12 protein-coding genes are annotated in these 13,125 nt (G+C 64.5%); 3 read left to right on the forward strand and 9 right to left on the reverse strand.

The window, feature by feature from the left end; genetic code table 11:
* Window positions 1–144 precede the first annotated feature (144 nt).
* The 9 genes from QUH67_RS04470 to QUH67_RS04510 all read right to left on the reverse strand — a co-directional run bounded on the left by QUH67_RS04470 (window position 145) and on the right by QUH67_RS04510 (window position 8,907).
* Entirely contained in the window at window positions 145–1,119 is a 975-nt protein-coding gene (locus QUH67_RS04470; protein WP_300945447.1) for a type II secretion system F family protein, read from the reverse strand.
* A 10-nt stretch (window positions 1,120–1,129) separates the two neighbouring features.
* Entirely contained in the window at window positions 1,130–2,107 is a 978-nt protein-coding gene (locus QUH67_RS04475; RefSeq protein WP_300945448.1) for a type II secretion system F family protein, read from the reverse strand.
* A 7-nt stretch (window positions 2,108–2,114) separates the two neighbouring features.
* Window positions 2,115–3,572 (reverse strand): CpaF family protein, encoded by a 1,458-nt coding sequence (locus QUH67_RS04480; RefSeq protein ID WP_300945449.1) that lies wholly within the window; start codon window positions 3,570–3,572, stop codon window positions 2,115–2,117.
* A gap of 21 nt (window positions 3,573–3,593) precedes the next feature.
* Window positions 3,594–4,865, reverse strand: coding sequence for an AAA family ATPase (locus QUH67_RS04485; protein WP_300945450.1), 1,272 nt, complete (start codon window positions 4,863–4,865; stop codon window positions 3,594–3,596).
* On the reverse strand, window positions 4,862–5,617 hold the full coding sequence (locus tag QUH67_RS04490) for a CpaD family pilus assembly protein (protein ID WP_300945451.1): 756 nt from the start codon (window positions 5,615–5,617) through the stop codon (window positions 4,862–4,864). The genes QUH67_RS04485 and QUH67_RS04490 overlap by 4 nt, the downstream gene beginning before the upstream one ends.
* A gap of 9 nt (window positions 5,618–5,626) precedes the next feature.
* Window positions 5,627–7,093, reverse strand: coding sequence for a type II and III secretion system protein family protein (locus tag QUH67_RS04495; RefSeq protein ID WP_300945453.1), 1,467 nt, complete (start codon window positions 7,091–7,093; stop codon window positions 5,627–5,629).
* Between the two features lie 17 nt (window positions 7,094–7,110).
* A complete protein-coding gene (gene cpaB / locus QUH67_RS04500; protein ID WP_300945455.1) occupies window positions 7,111–7,899 on the reverse strand; it encodes a Flp pilus assembly protein CpaB in 789 nt (262 codons plus the stop codon).
* A gap of 127 nt (window positions 7,900–8,026) precedes the next feature.
* On the reverse strand, window positions 8,027–8,551 hold the full coding sequence (locus tag QUH67_RS04505) for an A24 family peptidase (RefSeq protein WP_300945456.1): 525 nt from the start codon (window positions 8,549–8,551) through the stop codon (window positions 8,027–8,029).
* Between the two features lie 191 nt (window positions 8,552–8,742).
* On the reverse strand, window positions 8,743–8,907 hold the full coding sequence (locus QUH67_RS04510) for a Flp family type IVb pilin (RefSeq protein ID WP_300945457.1): 165 nt from the start codon (window positions 8,905–8,907) through the stop codon (window positions 8,743–8,745).
* A 309-nt stretch (window positions 8,908–9,216) separates the two neighbouring features.
* Between QUH67_RS04510 and QUH67_RS04515 the strand changes: the two genes are divergently transcribed.
* The 3 genes from QUH67_RS04515 to QUH67_RS04525 all read left to right on the forward strand — a co-directional run bounded on the left by QUH67_RS04515 (window position 9,217) and on the right by QUH67_RS04525 (window position 13,125).
* Entirely contained in the window at window positions 9,217–10,035 is an 819-nt protein-coding gene (locus tag QUH67_RS04515; protein WP_407080444.1) for a sterol desaturase family protein, read from the forward strand.
* A 100-nt stretch (window positions 10,036–10,135) separates the two neighbouring features.
* On the forward strand, window positions 10,136–11,581 hold the full coding sequence (locus tag QUH67_RS04520) for a hypothetical protein (protein ID WP_300945459.1): 1,446 nt from the start codon (window positions 10,136–10,138) through the stop codon (window positions 11,579–11,581).
* 86 nt (window positions 11,582–11,667) lie between these two features.
* Window positions 11,668–13,125 (forward strand): hypothetical protein, encoded by a 1,458-nt coding sequence (locus tag QUH67_RS04525; protein WP_300945460.1) that lies wholly within the window; start codon window positions 11,668–11,670, stop codon window positions 13,123–13,125.

The following is a 13,125-nucleotide window of genomic DNA, read 5'->3' on the forward strand; positions in this document are numbered from 1 at the left end:
CCCGGACGCCGCTACCGGTGCTTGACGCCTTGCCGCCCGGTGAGCTCACGCACCGAAATGGAAAACGGCGCAGCGTTGTCGCCGCGCCGTTTGCCTGGATCACGATGGAAAATGAAGAGCCGGCTTTCCTAACAGCTCGCGATATCAGTGCATCATCTGGAGCTTGATGTAGGTCGGCCCGAGAATGACGATGAACAGGCAGGGCAGGAAGAACAGGATCATCGGCACGGTCAGCTTCGGCGGCAGTGCGGCCGCCTTCTTCTCGGCCTCGGTCATCCGCATGTCGCGGTTTTCCTGCGCCATCACGCGCAGGCTCTGGCCGAGCGGGGTGCCGTAGCGCTCCGACTGCATCAGCGCCAGACAGACCGATTTCACGCCTTCGAGGCCGGTGCGCTTGGCGAGGTTCTCGTAGGCGTTCTTGCGGTCCTGCAGGTAGGACAGCTCCGCCGTGGTCAGCGCGAATTCCTCCGACAGCGCGATCGACTGGCCGGCGATTTCGGTCGAGACCTTGCGGAAGGCGACTTCGACGGACATGCCGGACTCGATGCAGATCAGCAGCAGGTCGAGCGCGTCGGGAAACGCGCGCTTGATCTGGAGCTGGCGCTTCGAGATGGCGTTCTTCAGGAACAGCATCGGAGCCTGCAGGCCGAGATAGGCGGCGCCGATGCAGATACCGAGCTTGATCGTCAGCGACTTGTCCAGCGGCACCAGTACGAACACGTAGAGCGCCGCGGCGATGAACAGCGCGATCGGTGTCACCGCGCGGGCGAACAGGAACGTGACATAGGGCGCGTGACCGCGGTAGCCGGCCATGATCAGCTTGTCGCGCGCCGCCTCCTGCGCCAGCCATTTGGTCAGGTTGAAATCTTCCACGACCTTGGAAACAAGCTGCTTCGGGGTTTGCCGCAGCGATACCTTCTCCGATTTGACGAGGCGCTCGCGCTCGCGCTGCCGGAGCCGTTCGCGTTCGCTGGCGACCGCCTTCATGCGCTTGGCGAGGCCTTCGCCGGCGAACAGCGGCATGATCAGCGTATAGGCGGTCGCGCTCGCCGCGACGGCGGCCAGCAGCATCGTCATGAACCGCGCGTCGTGCATCTTGGTGATCAGAAAATCAATCATGTTCGCACCGTCAGAAGTCGAAGTTGATCATTTTTTTCATGACCATGACGCCGATCGCCATCCAGCCGAGGCAGCACACCAGCATGAACTGGCCGATCTGGTGGGTCCAGAGCAGCGCGATGTAGTCGGGCGTCGAGAGCCACACCAGCAGCATCACGGCCGGCGGCAGCGCCCCGATGATGCTCGCCGAGGCCTTGGCTTCGGTCGACATCGCCTGAATCTTTTCGCCCATCTTCTTGCGGTCGCGCAGCACCTTGGAGAGGTTGCCGAGCGCTTCCGACAAATTGCCGCCCGACTTCTGCTGGATCGCGACGACGATGCCGAAGAAGTTGGCCTCCGGCAGCGGCATTCGCTCATAGAGCCGCGCGCAGGCTTCGCCGAGCGGCATGCCGATGGTCTGGGTTTCGATGATGGCGTTGAACTCGCTGCGGAGCGGCTCGGGTGAATCGGCCGCCACCACCTTGATCGATTCGAACAGCGGCAGTCCGGCCTTGATGCCGCGCACGATGACGTCGACGGCGTCGGGCAGCGCCTTCAGGAAAGCCTTCTCGCGCCGCTTCTTGAGAAAGTTCAGCGCCCAGCGCGGCAGGCCGAGGCCGCAGGCGAAAGCCATCACGGCGGCGCCCAGCGGGCTGCCGCCGACCATGAAGGCGAGGCCGCCGCCGACCGCGCCGGAAATGCCGGACGCGATCCAGAATTTCTGGGTGGTCCAGGTCCCTAAACCGGCCTGGGCGAGCCGCAGGCCGAGCGGGACGGAGCTCTCCTTCTTGCGCCGCGCGTCGAGCTCCTTGAGCGATCCTTCGACCTGCTCGCGGCGCGAACGCTGGGTTTTTTCGGCCTGGCGCGCCGGCGCGTCCGAACGCGCGATCGAGGCGCGGCGCGATTCGGCCTTCCGCTCGCCCGACAGCGACGGATAGATGAATACCCAGGCCAGCCCGCCAAGGGCGGTGGCGGCGAGAAACGCCAGCGCGAGCGTCTGTATGCTCATGGACTCCTCACCTGTTCTCGATGACTTCGGCGGCGTCGAGCGCGGCTGCAAGCCGCTTCTCCTCGCCGTAGTATCGCGCCCGTTCCCAGAACCGTGGACGTCCGATCCCGGTCGAGCGGTGCCGGCCGATGATCTTGCCGTTGGCGTCCTCGCCGACCATGTCGTACAGGAACACGTCCTGGGTGATGATGGTGTCGCCTTCCATGCCCATCACCTCGGTGATGTGGGTGATGCGGCGCGAGCCATCGCGCAGGCGCGCGGCCTGCACGATGACGTCGATCGAGGCGCAGATCATCTCGCGGATGGTGCGCGAGGGCAGCGAGAAGCCGCCCATGGTGATCATGGATTCGCAGCGCGACAGGGCTTCGCGCGGGTTGTTGGCGTGCAGCGTTCCCATCGAGCCGTCGTGGCCGGTGTTCATCGCCTGCAGCAGGTCGAATGCCTCGGGTCCGCGGACTTCGCCGACGATGATGCGTTCGGGGCGCATACGCAGGCAGTTGCGGACCAGTTCGCGCATCGTGACCTGGCCTTCGCCTTCGATGTTGGGTGGCCGGGTTTCCAGCCGCACCACGTGGGGCTGCTGCAATTGCAGTTCGGCGGCGTCTTCGCAGGTGATGACGCGTTCGTCCTCCTCGATGAACTGGGTCAGGCAGTTCAGCAGCGTGGTCTTGCCGGAGCCGGTACCGCCCGAGATCAGCACGTTGCAGCGGACCCGGCCGATGATCTGCAGGATCTGCGCGCCTTCCGGCGAGATCGCGCCGAACTTGACCAGCTGGTCGAGCGTCAGCTTGTCCTTCTTGAACTTACGAATGGTGAGGCAAGGCCCGTCGATCGCCAGCGGCGGAACGATGGCGTTGACGCGGGAGCCGTCGGCGAGACGGGCGTCGCAGATCGGCGAGGATTCGTCGACGCGCCGGCCGACCTGGCTGACGATGCGCTGGCAGATGTTGAGCAGCTGCTGGTTGTCGCGGAAGCGGATGCCGGTCTTCTGGATCTTGCCCGCGACTTCGATGAACACCGTGCCGGCGCCGTTGACCATGATGTCGGCGATGTCGTCGCGCGACAGCAGCGGTTCCAGCGGGCCGTAGCCGAGCACGTCGTTGCAGATGTCGTCGAGCAGTTCTTCCTGCTCGGCGATCGACATCACGATGTTCTTGATCGCGATGATCTCGTTGACGATGTCGCGGATTTCCTCGCGTGCCGACTCGCCGTCCAGCTTGGCGAGCTGGGCGAGGTCGATCGCCTCGATCAGGGCGCCAAAGATCGTCGCCTTGACCTGGTAGTAATTTTCCGATCGCCGCGCCTCCATGGCGGGCGCGGGCGGCGCCTTGGCGGGCGCGATCGGCGGCGACGCCACGGCCGGCGCTGCCGTCTCGCGCGGCGCTGTCGCGGCGATGGAAGCCGGCTGTGGCGCCTGAATGGCGGGCTTCACCCGCGTATCGCTATCACTACGCTTACCGAACACGATGATACTCCACGCAGGCGGCTACTTCTTGGCCCGCAACTTATCGAGCAGGGGCGAAAGCAACGAACTCTTGGGCTTCTTGGTCTCGCCGCGGCCGGTGAGCCGCTGGGCGATTTGCAGGAACGTCTCTGTCGTCTTGTGGTTGGCGGCGATCTCCGCGATCATCTGGCCGTTGTTGGCGGCCGAACCGAAGATCTGCGGCTCGAACGGGATCGTGGCGATCGGGTGGTTTTCAATCGCCTTGGCGAACTCGGCGGCCGGAATCTCCGGACGTTTCGGGACGCCGACCTGGTTGAGGCAATAGAGCGGAGCGCGGTCGTTCGGCCGCGACGTCTTCAGCAGGTCGTAGATGTTCTTGGTGTTGCGCAGGTTGGCGAGATCGGGCGCCGCGACGATCAGGATGTCGTCGGCCGCGATCAGCGCGCGCCTGGTCCAGCCCGACCATTGATGGGGAACGTCGAGCACGATGCAGGGCATGGTGGTGCGCAGCGTGTCGAAGATCGAATCGAACGCCTCCGCGCCGAAATCGTAGACGCGATCGAGCGTCGCCGGTGCCGCCAGCAGGCTCAGATGATCGGTGCATTTCGAAAGCAGGCGGTCGAGGAACGCGGTATCGACGCGGTCGGGCGAGAACACCGCGTCCGCGATACCCTGCGGCGGGTCCTGATTGTAATCGAGCCCGGCAGTGCCGAAGGCAAGGTCGAGATCGGCGACGACCGAATCCAGCGAAAGATCGCGCGCGATCGCCCAGGCGACGTTGTGGGCGACCGTGGAGGCGCCGACGCCGCCCTTGGCGCCGACGATGGCGATGATGCGGCCGACGGCCTTGGCTTCCGGCGCCGAGAACAGGTTGCAGACCGAGCGCACGACGTCGATGGCGTTGACCGGCGCGATGACGTAGTCGCTGACGCCGCGGCGCACCAGTTCGCGATACAGCATGACGTCGTTGATGCGTCCGATCACGATCACGCGGGTTCCGGCGTCGCAGACCGTGGCGAGCTGGTCGAGGCCGAGCAGGATGTCGTTGCGGCCCTCGGTCTCCAGGATGATGACGTTCGGGGTTGGGGCCGAACGGTAGGCCTCGACGGCGGCGGCCATGCCGCCCATCTGGATCTTGAGGTGGGCCTTGCCGAGGCGGCGGTCTTCGCCCGCGGACTGCACGGCAGCCGCGGTTTCCACCGTCTCGCAGAAAGCCTGCACCGACACCCGGGGTGCCGGCGCGATGTGGTCTTCGGTGGACGCTGCCCCGGACTCCGGCGACTGCTCTGTATCTTGGCGCGAGTAAGTGATCATTTGCCGGTATCGCTGAGTTTGGCCTTGTCGGCATCGGGATAGATGGTCGAGGTCGGGGTGCCCTTGCGGTATTTATCGAAGGCTACGGCGCGGCGCGGTGCCCAGGCCGCGGTTTCGGGGCGCGGTTGCACGAGATCCGATGGATTGTCGATCATCGCCGCCAGATTGCGTTGATTGGAACAGCCGAAATTGTAGTACGGCTTGTTTTCGAAATAGCTCTTGTTGTGGACCGACGGACCCAGATCCTCCGGCCACAGCCCGCATGGGCCCGCCACCGCCGAAATCTTCGGATAGTTGAGGCGGATCGCGGCCATGTGCCTGGGGTCTTCGGGGCGGTACTGGCGGACGGTGGTGGCGCGCGGCGGCACGCCGACGGCCGCCAGCATCGACTTGATCTCGCGCAACGAATCTTCGGCCGCCCGTGCATTCGGCGTGCTGACGGGCACGTCGATAGAAATGACGCCGGTGCCTTCGCGCATCCAGGTCTGGCCGAGATACATCACGTCGGCGCGCTGGGTGGCCGAGAGGCCGCCGCGTCCGCGGCCGACGAAAACCACGATCGAGCGGTCGGCTTCCTGGATGGCGATCGGATGCCGCAGGCGAACGTCGTCGGGTACGCTTGCCGTGGTCGCCACATCGGTGGCGGCTGTCTTGCAGGCGCCCAGCGCCACGGAAAGCCCGATCAGCGCTCCCGCCAGGCAGAGCATGCGCCTGGGATCGGCGGACTTTTTTGATTTGATCTTCGATGTCATCGTCCCGCCTCAGTCCGTAATAAAGCCGTAGGTGCCGCGATAATTCCGGGCCTTCTCGACGCGGCCCGGAACGCCGTAGATGCGATTGACGCTGCCGAGCAGATCGGCCTGCGGGTCGGAGGCGGCGGCAAAGCCGTCGTCGGGCCGCGACAAATCCTTCTGCGCGACCGCGCGCACCACATAAGGCGTGACCAGCACCATCAGTTCGCTCTGGTTGTTGACGTAGTCGCGGCTGCGGAACAGCGTGCCGAGAACCGGCACTTGCGCCAGGCCGGGGAGGCCGTTGATGGCCTGCTTGGTCTGCTCCTGGATCAGCCCGGCCATCGCCATCGCACCGCCGGACGGAATTTCCAGCGTCGTCTCGGCGCGGCGGGTCTTGATCGAGGGGATCGTCGTGCCACCGGACCCGCCCTGCAATGCGTTTTCGGTCGAGACTTCCGATACTTCGGTCATCACCCGAAGACTGATCCGTCCCTCTGTCAGCACGACCGGCGTAAAGTTGAGGGAGATGCCGAATTTCTTGAAGCTGACGGTCTGGACGCATTGTCCGATGCCGCCCGACGATGTCGTTTGGCAGGTCACGCCGGTTGGAATTGGAAATTCGCCGCCCGAGATAAAGGTTGCGGACTCGCCGGAAATAGCCGTGAGGTTGGGTTCGGCAAGGGTCCGCACCACGCCGGCGGTTTCCATCGCGCGCAGCGTCGCCTGCACGGATGGCGTCGAGCCGAAACTCCCGACAAGGGAGTTGCCGGCGACCAGCGGCGCGCTGTTCGCGGAGAACGGGTTGCTGTTGTTGAACCTGACGACGGATGTGCCGTAGGTCAGGTTGGCGCTGAGATCGATGCCCAGCTGCTTGATGACCGAGCGCTGGACTTCAGCGAGAGTGACTTTCAACATCACCTGGTCGCGGCCGCGGACGGCGATCGAATTGACGACCTTGGCGTCACCACCGACGAGGCGGGCCGCGATATCTGCGGCCTGCTGCGCCTCGATCGGGCTCGCCGCGCTGCCGCTCAATACGACGCCGTCGCCGACGCCCTCGATCGAGATGTCCGAATTCGGAAGCGACTGCTTCAGCGCGGCCCGCACACCGTTGAGGTCGCGCTTGACCGCGATGTCATAGGCCGCGATCTGGGCGCCCGTGGAATCGAAGAAAATGATGTTGGTCTGACCGACCGCTGCGCCGATGATATAGGCGCGCTGGGTCGAGCGGATCACGGCGTTGGCGACCTTCGGGTCGGCGACCAGCACGTCCTTGATCTCCCGCGGAAGGTCGATCACGAACGATTTGCCGATCCCGAGCGAAACGAACCGCGCGTTCATCTGCCCGTCGGTGGTGACTGGCGCGGCGGCGCGATAGTCGCTCGCCATCACCGGCGTCAGCGCCGGGTTGATCGTGAGCGCGGCCACGGCCGAAAACGACAGGGCGCGGACGATGGACGTTCGCATCATCGGCTGAATTTCCCTGCACTTCATAACGTGCGTCCTTTCGCTCACTTCTGCATCGTCTGCTGGCTGGCAACGCCGTAACGGATGACGTTGAGACTTTCACCGCGCTTGTCCGCGGCCTCCAGCGGCTTCTCGTCGGTCTTGATGTCGGCAATGCTGCGCAGCGCCAGCGACAGCGTGCCGCTCTGGCGGGAGCGCGCAAGCGTCTCGGTCTGTTCGGGCTTCAGCTCGAGCGTGACGGTTCTGCCGACCAATGCGCTCGAGCCCTCCTTTTCCTTCGGTGCCTGGTCGATCGCGAGCACGCGGATATTGCTCAGGATGACCTCGGCGACGGCGACGTCGGCGCCCTTGCCGTCGGGATTCTTGTCGCGCTTGGTCAGCAGCACGTCGACGCGGTCGTTCGGCAGGATGAAGCCGCCGGCGCCGGTCTCCGGCGAAATTTCGGTGGAAACCGCCCGGAAGCCCTGGGGCAGGATCGCCGCCATGAAGCCGGAGCCGTCGGCCTTCACCAGCTTCTGGTCACGTATCGGCTCGCCCGCGATGAACGGCGAGCGTGCGATCGAGCCCGTGATCTCCTTGATGGCGTCGGCTTTGCTGGCGCGGCTGATGAAGCTGCTGGCAGTCGCGGCCGGCCAGGCCTGCCACTGCAGATCGTCCGGCTTGACCGACTGGCCGAGGCCGATGTCCGCCTTGGCGACGAGAATATCGACGGTCTGCATCTGCACGACCGGTTGAGCCGGCGCAGGATTGTCGTTGGAGCCGCTTGCGAGATATGCGGCGATGCCACCGGCGCCGAGGGCGATGGACAGGACTGCAATGCGTGCGGTATTCATTACGCTTCACTTTCCACATTACGCTGCGACGCATCCGCCGCCGTAAAGGGAGTTGACCAGCTATTCGTCAAAGCATGGTTAATGAGGCGTGTGTAAATTGCCTTAACGGAAAGTTAGCGACGCCGGATCAGCGCATCGCGAGATGTGCGAGGTCGATCGCCTTGATCCATTCGGTCTCCGGATAGACCATCAGTGCGCCGATCGCGAGCGCGATGCCGTAGGGAATGCCGCTGCGTTTGTCGTGCAGTCGCTCCAGCCAGGCCTGCCTCGCCAGCAGCGAAGGCAGCGGCCATTGGCGAAACTGAATCAGAAGGACCGTCAGTGCTCCGCCGAGCAGCGAGACGAACAGCAAGTAATCGAGCAGATGGTCGAAACCGAACCAGAGCGCCACGCTGGCTGCGACCTTGGCGTCGCCGCCGCCGACCCATCCCATCGCGAAGCAGCCGAAGGCCACCACCAGTACGGCTGCGCCGGCGCCGATATGCATCAGGATGTCGTGCAGACCCATGCCGCCCAGCACCGCGAGCGCCGCAAAGCCGGCGATCAACGCCAGCGATACCCGGTTTGAAATCGTCATCGTGAACAGGTCGCTCGCGGCTGCGAACGCCATCAGGGCCGGAAACAGCAGGAGGCGGGCGGTGTCGAGAATCATGAGTTCACCGAGGCTGCGGTTGACCGGGAGTGGCGGAAGCCTAGCCACTAGAAATGAACAATCGGGAAACGCCGGAAAGTAGACCGTTCGAGCCGCATCCGGCGGCGGCATGCCGATGCACGCCGAAGCGCCTGGCCAAAAAACAAAGGCCCCGGCAAGCCGGGGCCTTTGAAGCGTTATCGCGACGTCGCTTACTTGAGCGAGTTCGAGATCGCGACGAAGTTGCTCGACAGCTTGGTGCCGAGGCCGTTCACCGCGCTGATGATCGCGACCGCGATGCCGGCGGCGATCAGGCCGTACTCGATGGCGGTGGCGCCGGACTCATCCTTCACGAAACGCGAAACCAGATTCTTCATTGATGATAGCTCCTGTGTACACATGGCTGGTCGAACTTTAACTGCGGTCTCTCCGGCGTTCTCAGCGCCGTGACCATGCCGAACCCTAGGGGTGCGACAATTTCGACGCAGTTAATTCGATCGCGCAAAAATGCCTGGAACTTGCAGTTGCTGGGCACAGTAAACACGGCATTAAGCGGTTCGAGAAAATGCGGGAGAATTTGCTGTCGCCGTTCCTCGCCGCCTCGGTCGGCTGCCTTCATTCACGGCTCTTTAAGCGCCACCGGATACCCCTGACGTCTCAGATTGAACGGGGTCGTCATGTCCGAAATGTCAATGCAAGTGATCACTGTCGTGGGGCAGACGATTGCGAAGGTCGTGCCGATCACGATCGCGCTCGCGCTGGTGTTCACGGTGCTCTCGCATTTCTGGGCCTGCAATCCTGGCAAACCGTGGTGGCGCAAGCGCGAACTCGTCACCGACATCTGCTATTGGTTCCTGGTCCCCGTATTCGGACGGATCCTGCGCATCGGCTTGCTGGTAACGGGCGCAGCGGTCGTCTTCAACATTCACGAGGTCGATGACCTGATTGCATTCTACGACAACGGCCATGGGCCTTTGTCGACGCTTCCGCTCTGGGTGCAGGCGATATTGTTCCTCGTTGCGTCCGACTTCATGCTGTATTGGCTGCATCGTATGTTTCACGGCGGCGGGTTCTGGAAATACCATGCCATCCATCATTCCTCGGAAGATCTGGAGTGGATCTCGGCGGCGCGGTTTCATCCCGTCAACCTGTTTATCGGAACGATCCTGGTCGACGTCGTCCTGCTGATGGCGGGCATCTCTCCCAACATCATGCTATGGGTCGGGCCGTTCACGACTTTCCACTCCGCCTTCGTCCACGCCAACCTGAACTGGACGCTGGGCCCGTTCAAATACGTGCTTGCCACGCCGGTCTTCCATCGCTGGCATCACACGTCGCTCGAACAAGGCGGCAACACCAATTTCGCGGGCACCTTCCCGCTGTGGGACATCCTGTTCGGCACCTTCCGCATGCCTGAAAACGTACTGCCCGAGCACTACGGCGCGGACGATCCGAAGATCCCCACCGAGATCGGTGGACAGTTGGCATATCCCTTCCGTCAGTAGGGCATGATCCAACGACGACGCGTGCCGGTACGCGACGGGACGGCAAACGGGGGGCCGGTTTGAACCGATCAAGCGCTGCGGCGCCGGGCTGGAACGTGTCATGAGCATCGACGCCGCGACCATTCGCCATGTGAAAGTCTCCAGCTTCGGACAGATTCCGGCCTGGCTGTGGCTTGGCGCCGGCCTGTACGCGTTTCTGCTGTTCGCCAGCAGCGGGCTTCTCAACGATTCCGACACCTACTGGCAGATCGCCGTGGGCCAATGGATTCTCGACCACGCAGCGATGCCGCGCGTCGATGCGTATTCGTTCGCCATGCCCGGCGAGGCCTGGATTTCGTCATCCTGGCTGGCGCAAGTGCTCTATGCCGCAAGCTACAGCGTGGCCGGCTGGGCCGGGCCGGTCGCGGTTGCGGCGGGCGGCATCGCTGCGACTTTTGCGCTGCTCGCCCATATCCTGGAACGGCGCCTTTCCCCGACTTATGCGGTCCTGATCTCGCTGGCGGCCGTGGTGCTGTCGATGCCGCATTTTCTGGCGCGTCCGCACGTACTGGTGATGCCGCTCATGGTGGCCTGGGCCTACGGATTGATGACGGCGAGCGAGCGGCGTCAGCCGCCGTCGCTCTGGCTGCTGCCGGTGATTGTACTGTGGGCCAATCTGCATGGCGGCTTCGTGTTCGGTCTGGTGCTGGCGGGCGCTTTTGCGATCGACGCATTATGGAACGCGGAGCCTTCGCAGCGCAGGCCGCTGGCGCTGCGCTGGGCCGGGTTCGGGTTGGCCGCGCTGGCGGCCTGCTGCGTCACGCCTTACGGCTGGGGATCGATCCTGGCCTCACGCAGGATTCTCGATCTTGGCGAACTGCTGCGGCTTCTCAGCGAATGGGCGCCGGCGGATTTCAGCAAGCCCAGTGCCTTCGAATTGACGATCCTCGTCCTGATCGCGGGCGCGCTTTATCGCGGTATCAAGCTGTCGCCGCCGCGGATCGCGCTGGTGCTCGGCCTGCTGCACATGGCGCTTTCGCATGGACGGAATCTGGAGATATTCGCGCTGCTGCTGCCGATCGTCGTGTTGACGCCGGTGTCGCAACAGTTGGGGCTGCAACCGGATCGATCGGGCAGGGTCACGCTTGGTTCGGCGGTGGTGCTGGCCGCGGCGCTCGCCGTCTCGACCTGGACCGCCGCGGCGCACGGTACGTATGCGCCGCCGCACGATCAGTCGCCCGCCGCGGCGGTCGAAGCCGTCAAGTCGCATAACCTCCGGCGCGTGTTCAACGACCGCGCCTTCGGCGGCTACCTGATCTGGCGGCGGGTGCCCGTCTTCATCGATGGGCGGGCCGAGTTGTACGGCGAAAAATTCACGATGGCCTACTACAACGCGCTGGAGCGTAATGACGTCGGTCGATTCCTCGGCCTGCTCCAGGAGTACGACATCGACGGGTTGCTGCTGCGGCCGGGCACCCCCACGGTGGGTCTGCTCGACCATCTGGGCGGCTGGCGGCGGGTCTATGCCGACGATGTGTCCATCCTTTATGTGCGTGGCGGAGGCTGACCGATGAGGGCGACGCCGCCGGGTTGGCCCGCGCGTTCCGGGGCCGGGGTATCCCGCGCTTTTTCAAACCTGTGTGGGTGGCCGGCATGAACACGAGCGTTATGCCGGCAACCGTCGGAAAATCCTCCATCCTGGGCCAGGTGCCGGCATGGCTCTGGGTCGGGATGGGCGTCTACACGCTGGTGCTGGTTCTGCTCGGCGCGCCGGTGCTGTTGAGGGATTCAGACACTTACTGGCAGATCGCCGTGGGGCAGTGGATCCTCGACCACCATGCAGTGCCGCGCGTCGACATCTATTCCTTCACCAAGGCGGGTGAGCCTTGGATGTCGTCGTCCTGGCTGGCGCAGGTCCTGTATGCGACGAGCTACAATCTGGCGGGCTGGACCGGGCCGGTGGTTCTCGGAGCGAGCGCCATCGCTGCGACCTTCGCATTGCTCACCCACATGCTCGGGCGCCGGATTCCGGCCGTCTGGGCGGTCGGCGTCGCGATCGCGGCGTTGATGCTTTCGTACGGTCATTTTCTGGCGCGCCCGCACGCGCTGGCCTTGCCGGTCATGCTGGCATGGGCGTACGGGCTGATGTCGGCGAGCGAACGCGGGCAGGCGCCGTCGCCATGGCTGCTGCCGTTGATCGCGCTGTGGGCCAACCTGCACGGCGGATTCATGTTCGGCCTGGTACTGACAGGGGCTTTCGCGCTCGATGCGCTGTGGAACGTCGACCGTGTCTTGCGAAGGGCGCTGGCACTGCGCTGGACGGCGTTCGGCGTCGCGGCGCTGGTGGCCTGCTGCGTCACGCCTTACGGGTGGGGATCGATCCTGGCCGCACGCAAGATCCTGGATCTCGGTGAACTCCTGCATCTGATCTATGAATGGATGCCGGCCGACTTCAGCAAGTTCGGCCCGTTCGAACTGGCGATCCTCGCCCTGGTCGGCGGCGCGCTGTACGGCGGGGTCAAGCTGACGCCGCCGCGGATCGCGCTGGTGCTCGGCCTGCTGCACATGGCGCTGGCGCACATCAGGAACTTCGAGATATTCGCCCTGCTGCTGCCGATCGTCGTGCTGTCACCGGTGGCGTCGCAGTTCGCGCTGCGGCCGGCGTGGACGGCCCGCGGGAGCGTCCCGGCGCCGGTGATGGCCGCGGTCATGCTCCTGCTCGGTGGCTGGACTTGGCTGCTCGCCGCCAACGCTGCCATGGCCGTGCCGGAACACCAGGCACCGGCGGCGGCGGTCGAGGCGATGCGGGCGTATCAGCCGAAGCGGGTTCTCAACGATCTGCCGTTCGGCGGCTATCTGATCTGGCGACAGATCCCGGTGTTCGTCGACGGACGTGCCGAGCTTTACGGCGAAGCGTTCGACGTCGCCTTTTACCGCGCCATGCAGCTCAAGGACGTCAACGAACTGCTCGGCATGCTGAAAAAATGGGACATCGATGCGGTGCTGCTGACACCGCACACGCCTGCGGTGGGCCTGCTCGATCGCATCGACGGCTGGCGGCGCGTCTATGCCGACCAGAACGCCGTGCTGCACGTTCGGACCCCCAACTGA

Source organism: Bradyrhizobium roseum (assembly GCF_030413175.1).
In the GTDB taxonomy this organism is placed as follows: domain Bacteria; phylum Pseudomonadota; class Alphaproteobacteria; order Rhizobiales; family Xanthobacteraceae; genus Bradyrhizobium; species Bradyrhizobium roseum.

Excerpts from the sequence above, each read along its gene's own strand:
- QUH67_RS04510 (WP_300945457.1), bottom strand. The coding sequence starts at position 8,907 with ATGAAGAATCTGGTTTCGCGTTTCGTGAAGGATGAGTCCGGCGCCACC.
- QUH67_RS04505 (WP_300945456.1), bottom strand. The coding sequence starts at position 8,551 with ATGATTCTCGACACCGCCCGCCTCCTGCTGTTTCCGGCCCTGATGGCG.
- QUH67_RS04520 (WP_300945459.1), top strand. The coding sequence starts at position 10,136 with ATGAGCATCGACGCCGCGACCATTCGCCATGTGAAAGTCTCCAGCTTC.
- QUH67_RS04470 (WP_300945447.1), bottom strand. The coding sequence starts at position 1,119 with ATGATTGATTTTCTGATCACCAAGATGCACGACGCGCGGTTCATGACG.
- QUH67_RS04525 (WP_300945460.1), top strand. The coding sequence starts at position 11,668 with ATGAACACGAGCGTTATGCCGGCAACCGTCGGAAAATCCTCCATCCTG.
- QUH67_RS04475 (WP_300945448.1), bottom strand. The coding sequence starts at position 2,107 with ATGAGCATACAGACGCTCGCGCTGGCGTTTCTCGCCGCCACCGCCCTT.
- cpaB (WP_300945455.1), bottom strand. The coding sequence starts at position 7,899 with ATGAATACCGCACGCATTGCAGTCCTGTCCATCGCCCTCGGCGCCGGT.
- QUH67_RS04515 (WP_407080444.1), top strand. The coding sequence starts at position 9,217 with ATGTCAATGCAAGTGATCACTGTCGTGGGGCAGACGATTGCGAAGGTC.
- QUH67_RS04495 (WP_300945453.1), bottom strand. The coding sequence starts at position 7,093 with ATGAAGTGCAGGGAAATTCAGCCGATGATGCGAACGTCCATCGTCCGC.
- QUH67_RS04490 (WP_300945451.1), bottom strand. The coding sequence starts at position 5,617 with ATGACATCGAAGATCAAATCAAAAAAGTCCGCCGATCCCAGGCGCATG.
- QUH67_RS04485 (WP_300945450.1), bottom strand. The coding sequence starts at position 4,865 with ATGATCACTTACTCGCGCCAAGATACAGAGCAGTCGCCGGAGTCCGGG.